The organism is Xenorhabdus budapestensis (genome assembly GCF_017743015.1).
In the GTDB taxonomy this organism is placed as follows: domain Bacteria; phylum Pseudomonadota; class Gammaproteobacteria; order Enterobacterales; family Enterobacteriaceae; genus Xenorhabdus; species Xenorhabdus budapestensis.
On record NZ_CP072455.1, the window covers coordinates 188,609 to 210,977 of the forward strand.

23 protein-coding genes and 1 pseudogene are annotated in these 22,369 nt (G+C 43.3%); 13 read left to right on the plus strand and 11 right to left on the minus strand.

From position 1 onward, the window contains the following. Positions 1 to 67 precede the first annotated feature (67 nt). Both nfuA and gntX read right to left on the minus strand, forming a co-directional pair. A complete protein-coding gene (nfuA, locus tag HGO23_RS00735) occupies positions 68 to 643 on the minus strand; it encodes a Fe-S biogenesis protein NfuA (RefSeq protein ID WP_209027614.1) in 576 nt (191 codons plus the stop codon). Between the two features lie 59 nt (positions 644 to 702). Continuing rightward, the gene (gntX, locus tag HGO23_RS00740; protein ID WP_209027615.1) at positions 703 to 1,386 is read right to left on the minus strand and encodes a DNA utilization protein GntX; all 684 of its coding nucleotides are present in this window, start codon (positions 1,384 to 1,386) and stop codon (positions 703 to 705) included. Positions 1,387 to 1,438: 52 nt separating this feature from the next. On the opposite strand from gntX, the gene bioH reads away from it, so the two are divergent. Next, positions 1,439 to 2,218: a pimeloyl-ACP methyl ester esterase BioH gene (gene bioH, locus HGO23_RS00745; RefSeq protein WP_099135408.1), complete on the plus strand. Its 780-nt coding sequence runs from the start codon at positions 1,439 to 1,441 to the stop codon at positions 2,216 to 2,218. Positions 2,219 to 2,314: 96 nt separating this feature from the next. Here bioH and HGO23_RS00750 read toward each other — a convergent pair whose 3' ends face one another. The 8 genes from HGO23_RS00750 to HGO23_RS00785 form a co-directional block, all read right to left on the minus strand. After that, positions 2,315 to 2,758 (minus strand): OsmC family protein, encoded by a 444-nt coding sequence (locus tag HGO23_RS00750; protein ID WP_099135407.1) that lies wholly within the window; start codon positions 2,756 to 2,758, stop codon positions 2,315 to 2,317. A gap of 112 nt (positions 2,759 to 2,870) precedes the next feature. After that, on the minus strand, positions 2,871 to 3,332 hold the full coding sequence (locus HGO23_RS00755; RefSeq protein ID WP_099135406.1) for an RES family NAD+ phosphorylase: 462 nt from the start codon (positions 3,330 to 3,332) through the stop codon (positions 2,871 to 2,873). Next, the gene (parS, locus tag HGO23_RS00760) at positions 3,329 to 3,775 is read right to left on the minus strand and encodes a type II RES/Xre toxin-antitoxin system antitoxin (RefSeq protein ID WP_209027616.1); all 447 of its coding nucleotides are present in this window, start codon (positions 3,773 to 3,775) and stop codon (positions 3,329 to 3,331) included. The genes HGO23_RS00755 and parS overlap by 4 nt, the downstream gene beginning before the upstream one ends. A 104-nt stretch (positions 3,776 to 3,879) precedes the next feature. Next, positions 3,880 to 4,119, minus strand: a complete 240-nt coding sequence (locus HGO23_RS00765) for a FeoC-like transcriptional regulator (protein WP_099135404.1) — start codon at positions 4,117 to 4,119, stop codon at positions 3,880 to 3,882. A gap of 8 nt (positions 4,120 to 4,127) precedes the next feature. Beyond that, on the minus strand, positions 4,128 to 6,440 hold the full coding sequence (gene feoB / locus HGO23_RS00770; protein ID WP_209028664.1) for a Fe(2+) transporter permease subunit FeoB: 2,313 nt from the start codon (positions 6,438 to 6,440) through the stop codon (positions 4,128 to 4,130). A 64-nt stretch (positions 6,441 to 6,504) separates the two neighbouring features. Next, on the minus strand, positions 6,505 to 6,735 hold the full coding sequence (gene feoA / locus HGO23_RS00775) for a ferrous iron transporter A (RefSeq protein WP_038261750.1): 231 nt from the start codon (positions 6,733 to 6,735) through the stop codon (positions 6,505 to 6,507). Between the two features lie 316 nt (positions 6,736 to 7,051). Further along, complete coding sequence (locus HGO23_RS00780; protein ID WP_099135403.1) at positions 7,052 to 7,576, minus strand: hypothetical protein; 525 nt, start codon at positions 7,574 to 7,576, stop codon at positions 7,052 to 7,054. A 341-nt stretch (positions 7,577 to 7,917) separates the two neighbouring features. After that, the gene (locus tag HGO23_RS00785) at positions 7,918 to 10,266 is read right to left on the minus strand and encodes a Tex family protein (RefSeq protein WP_209027617.1); all 2,349 of its coding nucleotides are present in this window, start codon (positions 10,264 to 10,266) and stop codon (positions 7,918 to 7,920) included. Between the two features lie 399 nt (positions 10,267 to 10,665). On the opposite strand from HGO23_RS00785, the gene greB reads away from it, so the two are divergent. The 12 genes and pseudogenes from greB (at position 10,666) to HGO23_RS00845 (ending at position 20,958) form a co-directional block, all read left to right on the plus strand. After that, positions 10,666 to 11,151 (plus strand): transcription elongation factor GreB, encoded by a 486-nt coding sequence (greB, locus tag HGO23_RS00790; protein WP_209027618.1) that lies wholly within the window; start codon positions 10,666 to 10,668, stop codon positions 11,149 to 11,151. A 171-nt stretch (positions 11,152 to 11,322) separates the two neighbouring features. After that, the gene (ompR, locus tag HGO23_RS00795; protein ID WP_099135400.1) at positions 11,323 to 12,051 is read left to right on the plus strand and encodes an osmolarity response regulator transcription factor OmpR; all 729 of its coding nucleotides are present in this window, start codon (positions 11,323 to 11,325) and stop codon (positions 12,049 to 12,051) included. 62 nt (positions 12,052 to 12,113) lie between these two features. After that, positions 12,114 to 13,220 (plus strand): ATP-binding protein, encoded by a 1,107-nt coding sequence (locus HGO23_RS00800; RefSeq protein WP_209027619.1) that lies wholly within the window; start codon positions 12,114 to 12,116, stop codon positions 13,218 to 13,220. 61 nt (positions 13,221 to 13,281) lie between these two features. Continuing rightward, a pseudogene (locus HGO23_RS00805) lies at positions 13,282 to 13,497 on the plus strand (IS1 family transposase); the annotation flags it as partial. Positions 13,498 to 13,811: 314 nt separating this feature from the next. Further along, the gene (pstS, locus tag HGO23_RS00810) at positions 13,812 to 14,855 is read left to right on the plus strand and encodes a phosphate ABC transporter substrate-binding protein PstS (RefSeq protein ID WP_209027620.1); all 1,044 of its coding nucleotides are present in this window, start codon (positions 13,812 to 13,814) and stop codon (positions 14,853 to 14,855) included. A 122-nt stretch (positions 14,856 to 14,977) separates the two neighbouring features. Beyond that, positions 14,978 to 15,928 (plus strand): phosphate ABC transporter permease PstC, encoded by a 951-nt coding sequence (pstC, locus tag HGO23_RS00815; RefSeq protein WP_209027621.1) that lies wholly within the window; start codon positions 14,978 to 14,980, stop codon positions 15,926 to 15,928. Position 15,929: 1 nt separating this feature from the next. Next, positions 15,930 to 16,790 (plus strand): phosphate ABC transporter permease PstA, encoded by an 861-nt coding sequence (pstA, locus tag HGO23_RS00820; RefSeq protein ID WP_244967856.1) that lies wholly within the window; start codon positions 15,930 to 15,932, stop codon positions 16,788 to 16,790. 35 nt (positions 16,791 to 16,825) lie between these two features. Next, entirely contained in the window at positions 16,826 to 17,602 is a 777-nt protein-coding gene (gene pstB / locus HGO23_RS00825) for a phosphate ABC transporter ATP-binding protein PstB (protein ID WP_038261735.1), read from the plus strand. 27 nt (positions 17,603 to 17,629) lie between these two features. Beyond that, positions 17,630 to 18,346, plus strand: a complete 717-nt coding sequence (gene phoU / locus HGO23_RS00830) for a phosphate signaling complex protein PhoU (protein ID WP_047681600.1) — start codon at positions 17,630 to 17,632, stop codon at positions 18,344 to 18,346. Positions 18,347 to 18,514: 168 nt separating this feature from the next. Then, entirely contained in the window at positions 18,515 to 19,363 is an 849-nt protein-coding gene (locus HGO23_RS00835) for an ABC transporter substrate-binding protein (RefSeq protein WP_209027623.1), read from the plus strand. An 82-nt stretch (positions 19,364 to 19,445) separates the two neighbouring features. After that, positions 19,446 to 20,183, plus strand: a complete 738-nt coding sequence (locus HGO23_RS00840) for an amino acid ABC transporter permease (RefSeq protein ID WP_099135395.1) — start codon at positions 19,446 to 19,448, stop codon at positions 20,181 to 20,183. Between the two features lies 1 nt (position 20,184). Then, entirely contained in the window at positions 20,185 to 20,958 is a 774-nt protein-coding gene (locus tag HGO23_RS00845; RefSeq protein WP_209027624.1) for an amino acid ABC transporter permease, read from the plus strand. A 108-nt stretch (positions 20,959 to 21,066) separates the two neighbouring features. Here HGO23_RS00845 and HGO23_RS00850 read toward each other — a convergent pair whose 3' ends face one another. After that, positions 21,067 to 21,930, minus strand: a complete 864-nt coding sequence (locus tag HGO23_RS00850; RefSeq protein WP_209027625.1) for an alpha/beta hydrolase family protein — start codon at positions 21,928 to 21,930, stop codon at positions 21,067 to 21,069. Positions 21,931 to 22,369: the final 439 nt, after the last annotated feature.

Below are 22,369 nucleotides of genomic sequence, written 5' to 3' on the forward strand. Positions count from 1 at the left end.
CCTTCCCAATTTTGGCATTGGGAAGGCATAACCAAGTGAGCAGAAGTACTAAGAACAGAAAATAAAATTAGTAGTAAGAGTGTTCGCCACGCTGATGTTCGGTCAGGTCTTTGACGCCTTTCAATTCAGGGAACATCTGTAACAGCTGTTTTTCAATCCCTTCTTTCAGGGTGACATCGACCATAGAACAACCGTTGCAACCACCACCAAATTGCAGGATGGCATAACCATCATCGGTGATTTCCATCAGGCTGACACGGCCACCATGACCTGCGAGTTGAGGATTGATCTGTGATTGCAGGAGATATTCAACGCGCTCAATCAGTGACGCATCGTCTGCCACTTTACGCATTTTGGCGTTTGGTGCTTTCAGGGTCAGTTGGGAGCCAAGCTGGTCAGTCACAAAATCAATGACAGCCTCTTCCAGAAAAGGAGCGCTGACTTCATCAACATAGGCAGAAAGCTTGTCAAATTTCAATTCGGTATCAGTGGCTTCAACAGCATCAGGTGGGCAATAGGAAACACCGCATTCAGCAGTCGGCGTTCCTGGATTAATGACAAAAACACGGATTTGTGTACCCGGTTCTTGATTTGCCAGTAGCTTGGCAAAGTGCGCTTGCGCTGCTTCAGTAATATTAATCATGTCATTTGCTCAATAGTTGACTGTTCTAGTTGGTTATAATACGCCCATTTATAAAGGAACTACAAGGTTCGGCATATTGCCCAGGCTTGCACGGAGCGGGCACCCGCACGAATTAACAACTGTGTGGTTTCGTGCAAAGTCGCGCCTGTGGTGATCACATCATCGAAAATGGCGACATGTTGATCAGTAAAATTGCCGCGCAATTGAAAGGCATACTTAAGATTGGTTTTCCTTTGGGCGGCAGATAAGCCCCGTTGTGTGAGTGTAGCACGTGTGCGTTGTAAAAGATTAGGTTGATATTGGCATTGCAACCAGCGTGCCAAAGGTTTGATGATGAGTTCAACCTGGTCAAACCCTCTCTGCCAGCGCTTTTGGTGATGCAGGGGAATGCCAAGTATACAATCCGGTTTGTTCCAACGGCCATCACGATAACCTTGCAGCCAATGCAGAAGAAACAGGCGAGCCAATACTGCCGCTATTTGTGGTGCACCATGATATTTGTAGCGGCGGATAAGCTGGTTCAACGGTGGAATGTAATCAGTAACAGCGATAAGCCGTTGCCACGGTGGTGGATCTTTTAGGCAGCGGCCACAGAGGAAATTATTGGATTCGGCAGGTAACGCGCAACGCGGACAAACACGCTCTAATCGTTTTAGTCTCTGGTTGCAGATATGGCAGATTCCATGATGGGCAAAATACAAATTTTGATGGCATAGCCAACAGTATCCAACCATTGTTAGCATAGTTTTCTTCCTTGATGAGAAATCCCTGATGACAAATAAAGTGAGAATAACAATGGGTAAGTTGTTTTGGCAGACTTTAGGTGAAGTTCCTCGTGATATTGTGATGCTGCACGGATGGGGGCTGAATGCTGAAGTTTGGCGTTCAGTAGAAACACGATTGGCTTCGCATTTTCGTTTACATTTAGTGGACTTGCCGGGATATGGCCGTAGTCAGCCGTATCCGGCTATGACACTGAAAGAGATGGCGGAGACAGTGTGGCAACAGGCACCAGAAAATGCCCTGTGGCTTGGATGGTCGCTGGGAGGATTGGTTGCTAGTCAGATTGCATTAAACCATCCTGAACAAGTGGCGGGATTAATCACGGTAGCATCTTCCCCAAAATTCAGTGAAGACGGGGATTGGCCGGGAATCAAACCAACTGTTCTGAGCGCTTTCAAACACCAACTGAGCGAAGATTTCCAGAAGACTGTTGAGCGTTTTCTGGCACTGCAAACGTTGGGGACGGATAGTGCCCGCCAGGATGCTCGTTTACTGAAATCGGTGGTATTGAATCAACCGATGCCGACCGTGGAAGTGCTCAACGCAGGGCTGGAAATTCTGCGCACGGAGGATTTGAGGGCTGAACTGGCACAGCTTCAATTACCTTTCTTGCGCATCTATGGTTATCTTGATGGTTTAGTACCGCGCAAGATTGCTGCATTGCTTGACAGTCAGTGGTCGCATACGCGCTCTGTCACTATGCGTAATGCGGCTCATGCATCATTTATTTCTCATCCTGATGAATTTGTGGATGTATTAATGGATTTTGTGGGTGGTGAAATTACTTATTGATAATTACTCAAAATAGCAATTACTCATAATTACATATAAAAAAATTACCCATAACAACAATGTTATGGGTAATAAATATTACGGAGAATTGATCATTTATCTGACAGGATAAACTTCAGTCACAATTTCCGGCGTATTGACGATAGTATCGAGTATAGGGCAATTACTTTCTACAAACTGAATAAAGTCGTGAATTTCTTGGTCAGTATTATCTGCCTTTATATAAAATTTTGACGTGATTTTGGAAAAACCGATTTTGGCGTTTTTATTTTTACCTGTGAAACCGTCGGTATCCAATTCGCCTTCCATTTTTACCTGAATATCGATCAAATTGATTTTATGTTTGCGGGCAAAACTTTTCGCCACAATACACTGACAAGCTCCGAAAGCTGAAAGAAGTGCTTCCACAGGGTTCATGGCTTCATCTGTTCCACCCAGATGTTTGGGTTCATCCACATGAAAGGTAAAACCCCGAGATGAGCACTTCATTTTAAGGTGACCAGCAGATTCGATTGTTGCAGCAAATAACTCTTTAGGCATATTAGTATCCTCAGGTTATTAATAATAATGATAGAACTGCATATGAAATAATAAGAAAACGGTTTTTATTTTTCAATTTATCATGATGGTTAAGTGAATTACCGTGCTGTTGTTAACGAATTAGGCGTTGGTCGAATGTAAAGTTTAATTCTTTAACTGATTCAATGGATTTGGAAAATTTAGGGTGGTTTGGGTTGATAATGGCGTTGTTTTCGTAAGGAACAATACAAGAAGGAATTATCAGGGCAACATTTTCTGCCGCATTTAGCCAGCCACTACCTATATCCATGGTTGAAACAGGTGCGGGGTCACGCCTCCAGTCATCAGGGAGATAGCTGTGATCCAAGTAATCCACATTTTTATCTGCTAACTCAATAGAAAATAGCTGGTATTCTTCAAGAAGGCTTTCTTTTGAGGTGTGGACATACAGTTCTAGTGTAGCAAGGGCGATGGAACTGGACACATAGACAGCATGGTATCCCTTATGATTCCAGCGCCCACCAAATCTTTTGGCTCCATACCCCGTCCATGCTTCATTGGCATGAATGGATTTTACTAATCGGTAAAAAGTCATGCAATAACACCATGTTCCAGTCGGCCAATGAGGTCCATCACTTCAAGAGCACCACTTTCTGTTGAGATAAGGGAAATCGGTGCAATATTGCCTAGCCCTTTAACAGGCTCCTTGAGCCAATGATAGGCCGCTTCTTTATCACCATTGAAGAAATTGATGGCTGCATCAAACACGCGAACCAAGCGAGCTATACGTTCGCTTTCATCGGGTGAAAATGGGCGACTAGAACTTTTACGACGTGCAACATTACGTTCACTGATACCAGCAATGCGAAGAATGTCGGCTTTAGATATCTCTGAGTCTCGATGAAGATTATCCAGCACATCAAGTGGTAATCCGGCTTGTAAGGTTTCGATCAGATCACTTCCCCGGTTTGCTGGTAGTCCTACAGAGCGCCAGAGAGCTTTCTTACTGATCGTATCATTTGGTACATAGATTCTCATAAATCACTCCCCAAAAATGACAAATGTCATAATTAATATATGACATTTGTCTGTTTTCGGCAAGCTGCTTAAGTATTCCTAAGAGGGGAAATATGAGATATTGCTTAATCTCTTATCACCAATTGATACGCCTTAATATCGCATTTTTGCGTTTCCGGGCACTGCTTACAGCCACCACTCAGGCAGGAGGAAATATCCACTTCCTCTAATTTACCCATTGTCACCAGCTGCTTGAGCATGGCTTCAACCGTGGACTGTGGTGCTGAAAGCTGATGGCTCAACGATCTTACGTCGGTACGTCCATTAAGGGCAACGGTATCCCGGATTTGCAACAGGCTAATCATAATGGCTCCTAGTGACAGCTACCGCCGGAACATTCGCAGCTCCGGTCTTTGGTACTACTGAGTGCAATTGTGACTTTGCTGCGTGCGCGACGTAAACCGATAAGGACGAATATATTAAACAGAATGACAGCCAAAATAGTGAGCAAGCTGCTTTGCGGATGTGCAGAAAACGTCGCGACCTGATAGAATAGTGCAGCCAGAGAATAGGCGACGTTTAATCCCCATAGAATGGAAAAAGTCATCCAGCCACGGCTGGTCTCACGGGCAATAGCTCCCATGACAGAAACGCAGGGAACGTATAACAGAACAAAAATCAGGTAACTATAGGCTGCGATAGTTGAACCAAATTTAACGCTCATCACTCCCATAGAGCTACTGTCCATATCGCCATCGCCTTTGCTGGCCTCAATAGGGTTAGACAGAGCGCTGAGAGTCAATGCCTCTTTCAGACTATCCCATGTTTCTGTCACTGAACCTTTCAGTTCATCCAGTAAATTGAATTCATCCGGATTGAATGGCTGTTTAGTGATATTTTCAGCGGTATAAAGCGTATTCAGTGTACCGACAACGACCTCTTTTGCCATTGCTCCCGTGATCAGGCCGACGGTTGCCTGCCAGTTATCAGCATGTACACCGATAGGCTGAAGGATCGGAGTGATGACTTTACTGACTGATGCCAGAGCAGATTCGTTGATATTGTCTACGGTCTTGCCAGAGAAAGAAAAACTATTGAGAGCGCCGATAAGCATACTGGCGGCGACAATCACTTTACCCGCACGGATCACAAATCCTTTCAGACGTTGCCAGGTCTGGATTAGCAGGGTCTTGGCATGGGGAACATGGTATACCGGCAGCTCCATGACAAAAGGTGATGCTTCGCCACGCATTATGGTGAATTTAAGCAGCAAGCCTGTCAGGATAGCAACGACAATACCGAGGATATACAGAGAAAAGACGATACTTGCGCCATGTTTATTAAAGAAGGCTGCGGCGAAGACGGCGAAAATAGCCAACCGAGCACCACAGGACATAAATGGTGCCATCATGATAGTAATCAGTCTTTCGCGTGGCGCATCCAGCGTTCTGGAACCCATCACGGCAGGGACGTTACAACCAAAGCCGACAATCAATGGAACGAAGGATTTACCCGGCAATCCCAAGGACTGCATCAATCTGTCCATCACAAATGCTGCCCGAGCCATATAGCCAGAGTCTTCAAGGAAAGAAAGAAACAGGTACATCATGCCGATCTGCGGAACCAATGGCAGCATGGTATTGATACCACCACCGATGCCCTGCGCAAGGAAAATCGTCAGCCAGCCGGGGAAGTGGAGTGTATGGCCGAGCCATTGCATACCATCGATAAAAATAGTGGAAGAAGCACCATCAAAGATGGGTTGTAAGGCACCACCAATATTAATCGCCAGTACGAACATGAGGTACATGACAAACAGAAAGATAGGTACACCCAGCCAGCGATTGAGGATAATTCTATCCATCGTCTGAGTCAGTTTATTGGGAATTGCGGAGTGGATATCAGTGACTGCCATACACAGTGCGTTAATCGTTTGATAGCGGGCATCAGCAATAATAAGCTCCGGCTCTTCAATTTGTTGTTGTTGCAGGCGAGTTTTACTTTCAGTCAGTTGCTCCTGAGTCAGCCCCGAACGTGCAAAACTGTAAATATCTCCTTCCAGTACCTGTAAGCTGAGCCAACGACGTTGTTGTGGATTGAATTTCTCTGAGATCTGGCCGACAAGGAGATCGACTTCCTGCCATAAAGTTTTAGGGTAATCAACCAACACTGGCCGAAGAGTTTGTTGATATTGGTCAATAGCATCTTTCAGAGCTTCTATCCCTGTAGAACGGGTAGAAATGAGCGGAATTACCGGACAGCCAAGGTGCTGTTTCAGTGTCGCGATATCAATGTTGATATGTTGGCTTTTGGCGATGTCCAACATATTCAGGGCAACAATACAGGGAATACCAAGCTCGATAAGTTGCAGCGAAAGATAGAGATTGCGTTCCAGATTCGAAGCATCAACGACGTTGATAAACATATCGGCTTCACTACTCAGTATATAGTGGCAGGCAATTTGTTCGTCAATCGAAGTTTGTTCAGAAATGGTAGTAAGAGAATAAGTACCGGGAAGGTCTACAAGGTCTATTTGATGGTTTTGGGTGGAAAAATGCCCGGTCTTACGTTCAACCGTAACCCCAGACCAGTTGCCGACTCGTTGTCGGGAGCCTGTAAGTTGGTTAAATAAAGTGGTTTTCCCAGAGTTGGGATTACCGATCAAACCTATAGTTAATTGCTTCATCATATTTTTTTACTGCTCAGGAATATTGCACGTCATTACATTCAGCCTGGACTGAACTTAGACTTCATTCTGCTGGATTTACTGCTAATGTGAGGAATGCTAAGTCTTTTTTACGGAGGATAAGATTAACTCTGCGTGTTTCTATTTGAATAGGATCGCCCAAGGGGGCTACCCGGATGACCTGAAATGTGGAGCCGGGCAACATTCCCAGAGACAATAACTTCTGTCTGTATGCTGGATTTATCTGCGGAAAGAATCCCAGAATTTTATAGCTTTGATTTGGAGTCAATAACATATAACACTCCGTTAAAATTAGAAAGGTAGTGATTATGAGAATTATTATCCTCAATAAAGTAAAATTCACAAGAAAAAAGTACATTAATTATTTTGAATTAAAGTACTAATGAGAATAATATGCAATACCAATACTATGTGTCTATCACGAATGATGATGGAATAAATTGATATTAATCAGATTAATGGTGATTTTATTGAAATTAAAGTTATGTAAAGAATGTATAAGGGGAGCTAATAACAAGCTCCAATAAGAAATGGAGCTTGTTGATATTTATTTTTTATATGAATTTTTTAAATGTATTTTGTTTTATTCATTAATTTTTTGGTGGATGAAGCAGGTCACTTAATGGCACCGGAACACGGGCATCATCCTGGTGGTCACTCCAAAGTGTTGAGTCATATACCCACCATGCTTCAATTTTCAATTCGTAGAAACGGCGTATCGCATTACCATAATAATCAGTGATAGGGCGGGATTTTTTCTTTCTGATATTCTCATCTGGATAAGTTTTCAGGAAGAAGTAGTCATATGTTTCTTGTAATTCGTCGTCGGGGACTTGATAAGCATGGCCAATAAATTGAGAGCCTGCGAGTATCAGCGTTGAGTCCGGCATGGTGATGCTGCTGTATATTGTACCGCTGACACAAGGGTTCATGCACAGCTCCTGAGAGTGTCGGGTATCTTGTTTTGAGTACCAAATTAAACTTAATGGATTGTATTTAGGAATATAAAAGAGCGTTGATGACCAAACTGATTCTGCGTCTGGATCGTTAGTGGCAAGGTTGAAAAATCTTATATTGCTGAGTAAGTCAAAACTGCTTTGGACATATTTATTCATAAATTATTCCTTAACAATTTAAATTTTTGCTATGTTTTTAATTTTATTAAATAAATTACCATTATTATGGTATGTGTTATTATGAAATATATTTATTATTAAATATATTGCGGGATGAATTATACGAGTTATTAATGAGGGACGTCAGCCGTTATCACTTATTTAAATTTATTACATTACCAATAAAAAAATCATCATAACGAAGGTTATGTTTTTTTATGTATATGATTGAGAAATATTTTCAGAAATAGAAATAAGATTACATTAATTAAAATTCGTCTTATCTACCAGAATAAACTGACCCTTTCGGGCCAGTTCAGGAAATGATTTATAGAAAGAAATTAACGTTTTTTATCAAAGGCGGCGGCCAATGCATCACTCATGATATTGTTGGTCAATGGTGCAGAGTTTGATGAACGGAAGTTATGGCGACCTTTGCCATTTTTGCTGCGTTCATTGCTGTTATGTTCATGGCGATTGCCTTCCTGAGTGTTGCCACGGCGAGCTGGTGCTTCACCTGGTTGTTCATCAAGGCGCATCGTTAGTGCAATACGTTTACGGTTCAGGTCAACATCCATCACTTTGACTTTCACGATATCACCTGTTTTCACGATGGTGTGTGGATCTTCCACAAAGCGATCGGATAGGGAAGAAATGTGCACTAATCCATCCTGATGCACGCCAATGTCAACGAAAGCACCGAAGTTGGTGACATTGGTGACAGTGCCTTCCAGAATCATACCTGCTTGCAGGTCATTCATTGTTTCAACACCGTCGGCGAAAGTGGCTGTTTTGAACTCAGGGCGTGGATCACGACCGGGTTTTTCCAACTCTTTCAGGATATCGGTTACTGTCGGAATACCGAATTTTTCAGTTGTGAAATCCTGAGCCTTCAAACTGCGCAGAGCGGCTGGGTTGCCCATCAGTTCCGGCAAAGTCTGTTCTGTTATTGTCAGAATTTTTTCAACGACCGGATAGGCTTCAGGGTGAACGGTGGAAGCATCCAGCGGGTTATCGCCCTGATTAATACGCAGGAAGCCCGCACATTGCAGGAAGGATTTTGGCCCAAGGCGTTGAACTTTCAACAATTCTCCACGGTTGTTGAAACGACCATTCTCATCACGCCAATTCACGATATTCTGGGCGACAGAGTGAGTCAGGCCGGCGACACGGGTCAGTAAGGAAACTGATGCAGTATTCAGATCGACACCAACACTGTTTACACAGTCCTCAACGACTGTATCCAGTTTTTTGGCAAGTAGGGTTTGGCTGACATCGTGCTGATACTGACCGACACCAATGGATTTAGGATCGATTTTCACCAGTTCTGCCAGGGGATCTTGCAAACGGCGGGCGATGGAGACAGCACCACGCAGCGAAACATCTAAATTAGGGAATTCTTGCGCGGCTAGCTCTGAAGCGGAGTAAACAGATGCGCCCGCTTCGCTGACCACGACTTTTTGCGCAGTGACGTCAGGATACTGTTTCTGAACATTAGCAAAGAAGCGTTCTGTTTCACGGGATGCAGTACCATTACCAATAGCTACCAGATCAACATTGTGTTTGGTACATAGGGCTGCAATGGCTGCCGCTGCTTTATTTTCCTGGCCAGTATGTGGGTAAATGGTATCCGTAGCGAGCAGTTTGCCTGTCGCATCTACGACCGCAACTTTTACTCCTGTGCGGAGACCCGGATCTAATCCCATTGTGGAATGCATACCCGCAGGTGCTGCCATCAACAGATCGTTCAGGTTACGGGCGAAAACGTTGATCGCTTCATTTTCAGCTTTTTCGCGCAGCGTCCCCATCAGTTCGGTTTCCATATGCAACAGCACCTTAATGCGCCATGTCCAGTTCACGACAGCCTTGCGCCAATTATCAGCTGGTGCGTTATTCAGGCGCAGGTTCAAATGCTCTGTGATGATCTGTTCGCAATAACTTTCCTTAGGTGCTTCTTCAAATTGAGGATCAGCATTCAGGGACAGTTGCAGGATACCTTCATTGCGTCCGCGGAACATGGCAAGGGCGCGGTGGGATGGTACAAAGGCGATGGCTTCATGGTAATCAAAGTAATCGCTGAATTTGGCACCTTCTTCCTCTTTACCTTCAACAACTTTCGCAACCAGATGTGCATTTTTCCACAAGTATTCACGTATTTTCACCAACAAAGAGGCATCTTCAGAAAAACGTTCCATCAGGATATAGCGGGCACCATCCAATGCGGCTTTGGTATCTGCAACGCCTTTGTCTGCGTTAACATAAGCAGTTGCAGCCGATTCCGGTTCTTGCTGTGAGTCTTGCCATAGCAGATCTGCCAATGGTTCTAGCCCTGCCTCAATGGCAATCTGCCCACGGGTACGGCGCTTAGGTTTATAGGGCAGATAGAGGTCTTCCAGTTCGGTTTTGCTCAGAGTGGTATTAATGGCTTCAGCCAGTTCATCCGTTAATTTTCCCTGTTCTTCAATAGATTTCAGGATAGTCTGGCGACGGTTTGACAGTTCGCGTAGATAACCAAGGCGGTTTTCAAGCTGGCGAAGCTGTGTATCATCCAGACCACCAGTGGCCTCTTTACGGTAACGGGCAACAAAGGGAACAGTATTTCCTTCATCAAGTAAGGTAATGGCTGCTAGGACTTGTTGTGGTTGAGCCTGTAGCTCACCAGCAATGATTCGACTTAAAGATTCATTCATGGTCTGTTTTCTTCAACTTTCTCAGCGCCTGTAGATATCAGCAGACAGGGCCAAATTTATCTGATCTACCCTTCATTCAAATTGCTTTTTGCTGGCAGCAACTTGAAATCCATTAAGTATAGATCCTGACAGGGTTCAAACTTGACTCCATTATATACGTATAGAGCGAGATAATTTCCAGTTTATACTCTTCGTCTTTCAAGTTGCCTGTTTTGTTGGTGGTATTTACCCGTTTGGTTGCCTCCGGTTGTTCGGCTGTTACTTGTTGTTGTGATGCAACTCGAAATCTATCAGGTATAGCACAATATTTCTGTCAGGTTGCGACAGAATTCATCGAATATCTGTACGGTTAAGATATAGTACTGCGCCATTAATCATATTTTCTCAAGTGGGATTTTCATGGGCAAAAGTAACTACATTACCCGAGAAGGCTGGCAGGCGCTTGATCAGGAACTGAAGTATCTCTGGAAAATTGAGCGCCCAAAAGTCACTCAAGCTGTGTCTGATGCAGCCGCGTTGGGGGATCGTTCAGAAAATGCAGAATATATTTATGGTAAAAAAAGGTTAAGGGAAATTGACCGTCGTGTGCGTTTTTTATCCAAAAGATTGGATGTTCTGCAAATTGTGGATGCTGATCCGCGGCAGGAAGGAAAAGTTTTTTTTGGAGCCTGGGTTAAAGTCGAAAACGAAAACGCCGAAGAATATATTTTTCGCTTAGTGGGGCCGGATGAATTTGACCCTGCCAAAAAATGGATTTCAATTGATTCACCTGTGGCAAGGGCGCTGCTTGGTAAGCAGATCGATGATGAAATTACCGTCATGACACCTAATGGTAAGGCGGTTTACTGGATATTGGAAATTAGTTACCAGCCATTGGAAGCATAAAAATTAGGTGTAAGTGGAAACAAGAAAACAAGGATGAGAAACAGAAACATAAGCAATTATTGCCAATATTATAAATATTCCTAGAATACATGACCTTAGTGTCTTTTAGAGCATGGGTTTTCTGTGAGAATAATGGATATTGCGAGCATGGAACATCTTGGGAGCTGAAAAATGCAAGAGAGTTATAAAATCCTTGTTGTTGATGATGATATGCGTTTGCGCGTATTGCTTGAGCGCTATTTATCGGAGCAGGGTTTTCAAGTTCGTTGTGTTGCAAATGCAGAGCAGATGGATCGCTTGTTGACCAGAGAATCTATTCAATTGATTGTACTGGATTTAATGTTGCCGGGCGAAGATGGATTATCTATTTGTCGAAGATTGAGAAGTCAGCATAACCCGATCCCCATCATTATGATCTCCGCGAAAGGGGAAGAAGTTGACCGGATTGTTGGCCTGGAAATCGGTGCAGATGATTACCTTGCAAAGCCTTTTAACCCGCGAGAACTATTGGCACGTATCCGTGCTGTCCTGCGCCGTCACTCTAATGAATTATCTGGCGCTTCGACACCGGATAACGCGATAGTGACCTTTGGTAAGTTTAAGCTGGATCTTGGGACTCGTGAAATGTTTCATAAAGATGAGCAGTTGTCCCTGACCAGTGGTGAATTCTCTGTATTGAAAGCATTGGTATCTCATCCCCGCGAACCTTTATCACGGGATAAGCTGATGAGTCTGGCACGAGGCAGAGAGTATGGTGCTATGGAGCGTTCCATTGATGTGCAGGTTTCCCGTTTACGTCGTTTGATTGAAGAAGATCCCACCCATCCCCGTTATATCCAGACTGTTTGGGGACTGGGATATGTTTTTGTTCCTGATGGTAGTAAAGGCGTAAGTTGTTGAGTATAAAACAATAAGTAGAAAGACATATATAAATTGTAGTAAAGCATAATTGGAAGTAAAGCATGAAAAAACTCAGGCTCCTACTGCATGGTGTATTCCCCCGTGTCGTGTATTGGATGTTGGCAATGCTGTTGGGTAGCCTGATGGTCAGTTATCTGGCTGCTTATCTACTATTATTAGTACTGGCAAAATTATCAGTATTGGAAAAAATATCATTTATCAGCGTGTTACCGTATGTCTTTATCAGTGTGTTGATGACAGTACTGTCTGTTTCTACGGTATTGGGTTTTTACCTGCGTGCCCAAAAACAGCCTTTAACCGCCATACAGAAAGCAATAATAAAGATGGGAAAAGGGAAAGTCGTTACGGCATTACCTGAATCGGGAGCACCTGCCATACAGTCGGTTATCCGGGCATTTAATCAAATGTCGATGAGGATTAAATCGTTGGAGGATGAGCGTGTCATTTTTATGGCAGGCATAAGCCATGACTTACGTACTCCACTGACTCGTATACGGTTAGCGATCGAATTGATTGGTGGAGAAGATGATTTCCTGTGTGAGTCGATTAATCGTGATATTGAAGAGTGCAACGCAATCATTAATCAATTCATCGATTATCAGCGGTCTGGGCTGGATACCTCAATAGTTCGCTGTGAATTAAACCAACTTATTGAGGACGTGATTGGCGCAGAAAAAGGAGTAATGGCAGAGAAGGCGAGTACAGAAAATAATAGTACCGGAAAAAATATCGAAGATAACCTGTCCGCCGCTCCTGTTTTCATTATGGCTAATCCACTTTCAGTTAAACGTGTTTTGGCGAATATGTTCACCAATGCCCATCGTTATGGCAACGGCTGGATCCGCATCAGTAGTGGAGCCACTGAACAATTTGGCTGGTTTCAAATAGAAGATAATGGGACAGGTATAACACAAGAAGAAGCAGCGACTTTGTTTCAGCCTTTCATGCAGGGAAAACAGAGTTACAGTAATAAACTCCATCATCATAATAGTGGAGTCGGCTTGGGGCTTGCTATTATCCGCCGCATCATCAACCAACATCACGGTTATCTTGACATGGGCAGAAGTGAGAGAGGTGGGTTATCCATTCGCGCCTATATTCCATTGGCGACCAAACCATTAGTTATGGAACCATCAGCCATAGATTAAGTCTGTTCATAATACGTGTAAGATGTTGGCATAGTGAAATAACGGCAACGGATTCTCCCTTGATGACTTGGGAAGTGATGCTCGGGAAATTGAACCAGAAAAACATTTGGTGGGAAAAATTTTTACCCAGCATATAGAGCGACGTAATCTGACTCTACGCATTCATATCAAACGATTAGCAAGAAGAACTATTTGTTATTCACGCTCGATAGAAATTCATGAAAAACTTATTGGTGCCTATATTGAAAAACATCATTATAACGCTTTGGAGTCATGACCTAAATCCGAAGCCAGTTCCCGTCAGCGTTTGAAAACATACGATGCCAATATTTTACACGTATTATGAACAGACCCGTAGATGACAAGTCATGACATTGAATTGATGAAATTCAGGCTATGGGATATGAGTATGAATGAGATAGTAGCGGGAATTTCTGAATGACTGTCATAAAAATGTCATAATTCATACATTTTACTGTCATTAAGTTGACTTATTTTTCCTTCCTGAACCATTTTTTACCTAAAAACTAGACTGTTGACGTTGTTGAAAGTTGTTTTTAATGAATGATGTGTATCTCAGCAGGAGGATGTATGAAATCAATGCGTATCACCGCGGCAGGTATCATGGCAACAGTATTTGCTATGACGTCTTTGTCTTCATTTGCTACAACTACCAGCTTGACGGGAGCTGGTGCGACATTCCCGGCACCGATATATACCAAGTGGGCAGATTCTTATCAAAAAGAGACTGGTAATAAAATCAATTATCAAAGTATTGGTTCTTCTGGTGGTGTAAAACAGATTATTGCCAACACGGTTGATTTTGGTGCATCAGATGCCCCACTTACTGATGACAAACTGGCTTCTGAAGGTTTATTCCAGTTTCCGACCGTGATTGGCGGTATTGTGCTGGCGGTGAACCTTCAGGGTATCAAGTCCGGCCAATTGGTATTAGATGGCAAAACTCTCGGTGACATCTATTTGGGAAACATCAAAAAATGGAATGATCCCGCCATTGCGAAATTGAATCCGAATCTCAAACTACCTGAGCAAAATATTGCAGTGGTTCGCCGTGCGGATGGCTCCGGTACTTCCTTTGTTTTCACCAGCTACCTGTCCAAAGTGAACAGCGACTGGAAAGCAAAAGTCGGGGCAGGTTCTACAGTGAAATGGCCGATCGGGCTGGGTGGTAAAGGCAATGATGGCATTGCGGCGTTCGTCCAGCGTCTGCCAGGCTCCATTGGTTATGTTGAATATGCTTATGCGAAACAGAATAACCTCGCTTATACCAAGTTGGTAGCCGCTGATGGAAAAGTTGTCGCTCCTACAGAAACTAATTTCAGTGCGGCAGCAAAAGGGGCGGACTGGAACAAAAGTTTCGCACAGGATTTAACTAATCAGCCCGGTGAAAATGCGTGGCCGATCACTTCAACGACATTCATCCTAATCCATAAACAGCAGAAAAATGTCACACATGGGGCAGAAGTTCTGAAATTCTTTGACTGGGCTTATGAGAAGGGCGGCGAGCAAGCGAAGGCGCTGGATTATGCTGTGTTGCCAAAAGCCGTCATCGAACAGGTACGTGCAGCCTGGAAGAATGACATCAAAGATAAGCACGGCAATGCCTTGTATTAACAATTCGTTGTATTAGAGATTTGTTGTATTAGTGATGCTATTGAAGGGAAATAACCCAAATGGAAACTGAGCGCATGGCCGAACATAAAACTATACATAGGAAAACTATACATAGAAAAACCATGCATAAGACAGTACAGAAAGCACCAGGTAAGCACGGTGATATTATTTTCAGTACGCTGGTCAGGCTGGCGGCCCTGATGACGTTATTTTTGTTGGGAGGCATTATCATCTCGCTGCTCATTGCTGCCTGGCCGAGTATGCAGACATTTGGTTTTGCTTTTCTATGGAATAAAGATTGGGATGCACCTGCGGGGGTTTTCGGCGCATTAGTACCGATTTATGGCACATTAGTGACCTCATTGATTGCCCTGATTATTGCCGTTCCGGTCAGTTTTGGTATCGCTCTGTTTTTGACAGAACTGGCACCAAATTGGTTGAAACGACCGCTTGGTGTGGCAATTGAGTTATTGGCGGCGATCCCTAGTATCGTTTATGGCATGTGGGGGCTATTTGTCTTTGCCCCGCTTTTTGCTGCTTATTTCCAGCAACCTGTCGGTGATCTGTTGTCGAGTATTCCTGTCGTGGGAGAACTGTTTTCCGGCCCGGCTTTCGGCATTGGTATTCTGGCTGCGGGCATCATTCTTGCCATCATGATTATTCCCTATATCGCTTCTGTGATGCGCGATGTATTTGAACAAACTCCCGTTATGATGAAAGAGTCGGCTTATGGGATTGGCTGTACAACATGGGAAGTGATTTGGCATATCGTTCTGCCTTACACCAAAAATGGGGTAATTGGTGGTGTGATGTTGGGGCTGGGGCGTGCACTGGGAGAAACCATGGCAGTGACTTTTATTATCGGCAATACCTATCAACTGGATAGTTTCTCCCTCTATATGCCCGGAAACAGTATTACTTCGGCATTGGCAAATGAATTTGCCGAAGCAGAATCTGGTTTACATACTTCTGCATTGATGGAACTGGGGCTGATTTTATTTGTTATCACCTTTATTGTTCTTGCGTTATCAAAATTGATGATCATGCGTCTGTCCAGGAATGAGGGGCGTTGAAATGGTAAGAATTGATAAACGTCATAGGTTACAAGCCTGGCGACGTCGGAAAAATCATCTCGCCCTGTTTCTGTCTATGGCAACAATGGCGTTCGGTTTGTTCTGGCTGATTTGGATTTTAATCTCCACAATCACTAAAGGTATTGATGGTCTGTCTCTGGCGTTATTTACCGAAATGACGCCACCGCCCAACTCAGAAGGAGGTGGGCTGGCAAACGCCATTGTCGGTAGTGGACTTTTGATCTTCTGGGCAACAGTATTCGGTACGCCATTGGGAATTATGGCGGGTATTTATCTTGCTGAGTATGGACGTCGTTCTCCGTTGGCTGAGGTGATCCGCTTTATTAATGATATCCTGCTTTCTGCCCCTTCTATTGTTGTAGGGCTGTTTGTTTACACGGTAGTTGTGACGAAAATGCAGCATTTCTCCGGTTGGGCAGGGGTAATCGCGCTGGCTCTGTTACAAATCCCAATTGTTATCCGCACAACGGAAAATATGTTGAAACTGGTGCCGGATAACCTGCGTGAAGCAGCTTATGCACTGGGAACACCGAAATGGAAAATGATCTCCGCCATTACGTTGAAAGCTTCAATATCGGGCATTATTACAGGTGTGTTACTGGCCATCGCCCGTATTGCAGGGGAAACCGCCCCGTTGTTATTCACTTCGCTTTCCAACCAGTTCTGGAGCACTAACCTCAGTCAGCCAATTGCCAATCTGCCTGTCACTATATTCAAATTTGCTATGAGTCCATTCTCAGACTGGCAACAACTGGCATGGGCCGGGGTTTTACTGATTACCTTATGTGTACTGTTGATTAATATTTTGGCGCGGTTGTTATTTGCCAAGAAAAAATTCTGATATTAGAGGTACTGATATTGAAGAGAGAAGCGTTGATGAGTAAAGCCAATGATGTTGCAGGAAGTAAGATTCAGGTACGTAATCTGAATTTCTATTACGGCAAATTCCATGCACTGAAAAATATCACGTTGGATATTGCACAGAATAAAGTCACTGCTTTCATTGGCCCGTCGGGATGTGGCAAATCAACATTACTGCGTACTTTTAACAAAATGTATGAACTGTATGGAGAACAGAAGGCAGAAGGCGAGATCTTGCTGGATGAAACGAATATTCTGACCGATAAACAGGATATTGCTTTGTTACGAGCCAAAGTAGGCATGGTTTTTCAGAAGCCGACGCCATTTCCGATGTCGATTTACGACAATATCGCTTTTGGCGTGCGTTTGTTTGAAAAACTCTCAAGGGCTGAGATGGATGAGCGAGTCCGGTGGGCGCTGACAAAAGCTGCATTGTGGAACGAAACTAAAGACAAGTTGCACCAGAGTGGTTACAGCTTGTCTGGAGGCCAGCAGCAGCGTTTGTGTATTGCCCGTGCTATCGCTATCCGCCCGGAAGTTTTGTTGTTGGATGAGCCTTGTTCTGCTCTCGATCCGATTTCTACAGGACGTATTGAGGAGCTGATTAGTGAATTGAAATCGGAATATACCGTAGTGATCGTCACACACAATATGCAGCAGGCGGCACGTTGTTCTGATTATACGGCTTTTATGTACCTCGGTGAGTTGATTGAGTTCAGTGACACTGACATCTTGTTCACCACACCGAAAATGAAGCAGACCGAAGATTATATTACTGGTCGTTATGGTTGATATGGGCAGATACGAGGTAGCGTAAAGATGGACAATCTGAATTTCGGCAAGCACATTTCTGGTCAGTTCAATGCTGAACTGGAACATATCCGTACTGAATTAATGGCAATGGGTGGATTGGTAGAAGAGCAGCTCAGTAAGGCGATTCTGGCAATGCACAATCAGGATAAACAGTTAGCTCAACAAGTCATTGAAGACGACCAGAAGGTCAACATGATGGAAGTGGCGATAGATGAAGCCTGTGTTCGTATCATTGCCAAACGCCAGCCTGCGGCAAGTGATCTGCGCCTGATAATGGTTATCTCAAAGACTATTGCTGAGTTGGAACGTATTGGTGATGTTGCGAATAAAATTTGTCAGACGGCGCTGGAGAAATTTTCTCATCAACAGCAGCCGTTGCTAGTCAGTCTGGAATCTTTGGGCTGGCATACCATTCGGATGTTGCATGATGTATTGGATGCTTTTGCCCGTATGGATTTGCAAGAAGCCATTCGTATCTATCGTGAAGATAAAAAAGTAGATCAGGAATATGAAGGTATTGTGCGCCAGTTAATGACTTATATGATGGAAGATCCACGTACTATTCCAAGCATCATGACCGCACTTTTATGTGCCCGTTCTATTGAGCGTATCGGCGATCGTTGTCAGAACATTTGTGAATTTATCTTCTATTACGTCAAAGGACAGGATTTTCGTCATGTTGGGGGTGATAAATTGGAAGAACTGCTTACTAAAGATGAATAATTTTTATGACTGAAACATGGGTATTCTCTTAAGTGCCGTTAAAAGCTTACTTAAAATATTATTCCAAAATGCTATAAATATAGAATTTTATATTATTTCAGGTGCTATGATGAAATTGATAGTTTTTATTGGACAATAAATAATTATTAACAAATTAAGGGGTGTCCAATGAAATTCCGCAATCAATCTCGGATAGCAGTGACTGCGTTACTGACCAGCCTGGTATTAGTTTCTGGCGTAGCGAAAGCAGACAAACTTGATGATATAAAAAAAGCTGGTACGGTTCGTATTGCGGTATTCGACAGTAATCCCCCTTTTGGCTTTATCGATCCTAAAACGAAAAAACTCGCTGGTTATGATGTGGATATCGCCAATGCAATCGCCAGTGATCTGGGCGTGAAACTGCAATTGCGCCCAACCAATCCTGCAAATCGTATTCCACTACTCTCTTCCAAGAAAATTGACTTAATTGCTGCTAACTTCACGATCACCGATGAACGGGCAAAACAGGTAGATTTTTCCATTCCTTATTTTGCTACAGGGCAAAAATTCATTGCCCGTAAAGGTGTTCTGACTAATCCGGATGATATCGCCAAATTGCGTATCGGTGCGGATAAGGGAACTGTACAGGAAATTACACTGCGTGAGCGTTATCCAACTGCGAAAGTTATCTCTTATGACGATACCCCGCTGGCATTCGCGGCGTTGAGAAATGGTAATGTTCAGGCGATCACTCAGGATGATGCAAAGCTGGTGGGTTTGTTGGCAAATGTTCCTGAAGCACAAAAAGCAGATTTTGAAATATCACCTTTCAGTATTACCCGGGAATATCAGGCTATAGCGGCTTCAAAAGGAGAAACCCGGTTGGTTGAAGCGGTTAACCAGACATTGTTGAAACTGGAGAAAGAGGGTGAAGCAGAGAAAATTTACAACCGCTGGTTTGGCCCTGACACAAAATCTGCCCAGCCGCGTGGTGATTTTAAATTTGCTCCATTAAATAGTCAGGCAGCGAACTAACACACGTCTGGGAAAATGACATCGGAAACCAGCCCCGTCTTTGTGCGGGGCTTTGCCATTTGTTGATGTGGTGGTGAATAATATGTTTGAGCAATTTATTGATGAGTACTTCTTGGCTCCTGAATATCTGCAATGGCTCTGGCAAGGGTTCTTGATTACATTATGGATCTCTGCCTGCACCATTGCTTCTTCCACCTTACTGGGTTTTGTCATTGCGGCAGCGCGGGACAGCCAGATCAAGCCATTGCGTTGGTTGATTACGGTGTACACCTCGATATTCCGCAATACCCCATTGCTGGTACAACTGTTTTTCTGGTATTTCGCTTCCGGCCAGATTTTGCCTCAAGATGCCATGATCTGGCTGAACATCCCCCATGAGACTACGATTGCAGGTTTTACTCTGGAATGGCCTTCATTTGAGTTTCTGGCTGGATTTATCGGCCTGACACTCTACTCTGCACCTTTTGTGGCGGAAGAGTTAAGAGCTGGAATGCAGGGTGTTGGACGCGGCCAAAAATATGCTGCCCACGCATTGGGTTTAACTGGTTGGCAGGCCATGCGCCATGTCGTACTACCACAGGCATTGAAGATTGCCATGCCGCCACTTTTGGGGCAATACATGACCATCGTCAAGAATTCATCATTAACAATGGCGATTGGTGTCGCTGAACTTTCCTATGCTTCCCGTCAGGTAGAAACACAGTCTCTGCAAACATTTGAAGCGTTTGGTGTGGCGACAGTACTCTACATCGCTATTATTGCTGTGATGGAAGGTTGGGGGCAATGGCGTCAGCAGAGAATACTGGCAAGAGGGTACTGATATGGACTTTACTGTTATAGCAGAAAACTGGCGCTATTTGCTGTTGGGAACGTTTCCCGACGGGCCGTTGGAAGGCGCAGCTTTGACATTGATGATAAGTATTATGGCCGGAGTGATCTCCATCGTCTTGGGGACAGTGGCAGGAGTCGCATTGGCGATGTTGCGTGGTTTTTGGGTAAATCTGCTGGCAGCGGTACTGGGATTTTTTCGTGCCATTCCGGTTATTATGCTGATTTTCTGGACTTATTTCTTGTTACCAGTGGTTTTGGGTATGGAAATACCTGAAATCACTACTGTAGTTTGTGCGCTGGCATTGATCACTTCTGCTTACCTGGCCCATGGTGTCAAAGCGGGCATTCTGGCGATTGGTGAAGGACAATGGCGTGCAGGGCTGTCTTTGGGTTTCAATCGTTGGGAAGTATTGTGGCATATCGTTCTGCCACAGGCATTGCGTATGATGGTGCCTTCGTTTATCAACCAATGGATTGCGTTAATCAAGGACACTTCTCTGGCCTATATTGTCGGAGTAGCAGAACTGTCATTTTTGGCGACACAGGTTAATAACCACAGTATGGTTTATCCGATGGAAGTCTTTTTATTTATTGCGTTAGTTTATTTTGTGATGTGTTTGTCACTGGAATTGGCTGCTAACTATGTCGCTCGCCATTTTTCGGTAAGCCGTGAGAAAACGGCATTCTTGCGATTTTGGGGTATACCTGACAGGCTTCGAATGGTATTTAGACGGCAAGTGAATGGCTCTTCAGAAACTTGTTAGCTCTATGTTTGTAACCACGGTATCTGGAATAAAACGAAGGTAACAAAGAGACAACTTAAAAAATTGAATAAACTTATCCCAACTAAATCATATTAGCTGGGATTTTTACTAGTGATATATCCCGGAAAGGAACGATTGTATTTCAGCGCTTAATATGACTTGGTATTTTTCTCTGTCAAACCCGGCAGGATCCTGTGATGGAAGAAAATCAATACTCTTCATATGTGATGGAAATGGGCTTTGAAAAGAGTGATACCCTGCATTTGTGACAGTTTTATTCACAACATTAGTATGGTTTTCAATAACTGATGTACACAATATGTCAGATAAATGGTCTTTTTCCGCAGTTAACAATAATATTGGAACATTGACTCTATTTAAAGAATCTTTGTAATTAAACCATCCACACGCCGGAGCTAATAATATAAGTGAACAAATTCGGTTATCATATGGAACGGTAATTTCTTCAATCGATTGACCGCTTGTTTTATCTGGAATGGCAACAGGTATACCACCACTGATAGCAAGGGCTGTATATCCTCCCATTGAATGCCCAATTAATGTTATTTTATCTTTTAATAAATGGTTACTCACCGATTCATTATTAACAATATGATCAATAACTAATTTGATGTGTCGGGGCCTGTTTTCTAAATTGGCTAATGTCCCAGCCAAAGAGTCATCAAAATAACAGTTCCCAGGATGTTCTAATGCTAATACGGCATACCCGGATTTAACCAGTGAGCACATAAGATCCCAATGAGTTAAAGATGAGCTGCCACTACCATGGGATAAAACAATTAAAGGTATTTTATCTCCGTAAATTGAGGCGTTCATTGCAACAGAGATATCATAAGGCCCAAACTTTTCTGATTTCTCAATTTCTCGTGTTGGATAAAAAAAGTGAATCGGTATAAATTTACCTTGTTTATCATCATAAACTTTATTACTTATATATCCTATATTTACCATGCTGTGTCCTATCCTTTTTCTGTTCAGTTGAAATGTTATCCCTATGATATTTTGGTGTCCATGATAATTGGACTGCTACAGAAAGAAATATCTATATTTAGCCTTTACATTGACTTCTCCGGGCTTTGCTGCGCCTGCTCTTTTACAGAGAAAGGGCGAACTGTGTCTTCCTCCAGCCTGAGAGATGGCTTGAAAGATTTAGCGGGATGATGATGCCTGATATCATACTATTAAATTCTCCTCATGAAAGGTCAATATGTACTAATAGTGATTCCTGAGTTTAATATTCAGTATCAACTAAGCACTTTATCTTTTTAATTATAACCCTGTTGTTATGATAGAGTATGTTTTTATTTCTATCTAAAAAAACGCAAATTATATTATTTACTATGTTGATCTTTCTGCTAAAGAAGTACAAAGATTTTATATAGGTTACTAA

What these genes read in the sequence shown, in the direction of transcription:
- nfuA (WP_209027614.1), bottom strand. Translation starts at nt 643, where the DNA reads ATGATTAATATTACTGAAGCAGCGCAAGCGCACTTTGCCAAGCTACTG.
- gntX (WP_209027615.1), bottom strand. Translation starts at nt 1,386, where the DNA reads ATGCTAACAATGGTTGGATACTGTTGGCTATGCCATCAAAATTTGTAT.
- bioH (WP_099135408.1), top strand. Translation starts at nt 1,439, where the DNA reads ATGGGTAAGTTGTTTTGGCAGACTTTAGGTGAAGTTCCTCGTGATATT.
- HGO23_RS00750 (WP_099135407.1), bottom strand. Translation starts at nt 2,758, where the DNA reads ATGCCTAAAGAGTTATTTGCTGCAACAATCGAATCTGCTGGTCACCTT.
- HGO23_RS00755 (WP_099135406.1), bottom strand. Translation starts at nt 3,332, where the DNA reads ATGACTTTTTACCGATTAGTAAAATCCATTCATGCCAATGAAGCATGG.
- parS (WP_209027616.1), bottom strand. Translation starts at nt 3,775, where the DNA reads ATGAGAATCTATGTACCAAATGATACGATCAGTAAGAAAGCTCTCTGG.
- HGO23_RS00765 (WP_099135404.1), bottom strand. Translation starts at nt 4,119, where the DNA reads ATGATTAGCCTGTTGCAAATCCGGGATACCGTTGCCCTTAATGGACGT.
- feoB (WP_209028664.1), bottom strand. Translation starts at nt 6,440, where the DNA reads ATGAAGCAATTAACTATAGGTTTGATCGGTAATCCCAACTCTGGGAAA.
- feoA (WP_038261750.1), bottom strand. Translation starts at nt 6,735, where the DNA reads ATGTTATTGACTCCAAATCAAAGCTATAAAATTCTGGGATTCTTTCCG.
- HGO23_RS00780 (WP_099135403.1), bottom strand. Translation starts at nt 7,576, where the DNA reads ATGAATAAATATGTCCAAAGCAGTTTTGACTTACTCAGCAATATAAGA.
- HGO23_RS00785 (WP_209027617.1), bottom strand. Translation starts at nt 10,266, where the DNA reads ATGAATGAATCTTTAAGTCGAATCATTGCTGGTGAGCTACAGGCTCAA.
- greB (WP_209027618.1), top strand. Translation starts at nt 10,666, where the DNA reads ATGGGCAAAAGTAACTACATTACCCGAGAAGGCTGGCAGGCGCTTGAT.
- ompR (WP_099135400.1), top strand. Translation starts at nt 11,323, where the DNA reads ATGCAAGAGAGTTATAAAATCCTTGTTGTTGATGATGATATGCGTTTG.
- HGO23_RS00800 (WP_209027619.1), top strand. Translation starts at nt 12,114, where the DNA reads ATGAAAAAACTCAGGCTCCTACTGCATGGTGTATTCCCCCGTGTCGTG.
- pstS (WP_209027620.1), top strand. Translation starts at nt 13,812, where the DNA reads ATGAAATCAATGCGTATCACCGCGGCAGGTATCATGGCAACAGTATTT.
- pstC (WP_209027621.1), top strand. Translation starts at nt 14,978, where the DNA reads ATGCATAAGACAGTACAGAAAGCACCAGGTAAGCACGGTGATATTATT.
- pstA (WP_244967856.1), top strand. Translation starts at nt 15,930, where the DNA reads ATGGTAAGAATTGATAAACGTCATAGGTTACAAGCCTGGCGACGTCGG.
- pstB (WP_038261735.1), top strand. Translation starts at nt 16,826, where the DNA reads ATGAGTAAAGCCAATGATGTTGCAGGAAGTAAGATTCAGGTACGTAAT.
- phoU (WP_047681600.1), top strand. Translation starts at nt 17,630, where the DNA reads ATGGACAATCTGAATTTCGGCAAGCACATTTCTGGTCAGTTCAATGCT.
- HGO23_RS00835 (WP_209027623.1), top strand. Translation starts at nt 18,515, where the DNA reads ATGAAATTCCGCAATCAATCTCGGATAGCAGTGACTGCGTTACTGACC.
- HGO23_RS00840 (WP_099135395.1), top strand. Translation starts at nt 19,446, where the DNA reads ATGTTTGAGCAATTTATTGATGAGTACTTCTTGGCTCCTGAATATCTG.
- HGO23_RS00845 (WP_209027624.1), top strand. Translation starts at nt 20,185, where the DNA reads ATGGACTTTACTGTTATAGCAGAAAACTGGCGCTATTTGCTGTTGGGA.
- HGO23_RS00850 (WP_209027625.1), bottom strand. Translation starts at nt 21,930, where the DNA reads ATGGTAAATATAGGATATATAAGTAATAAAGTTTATGATGATAAACAA.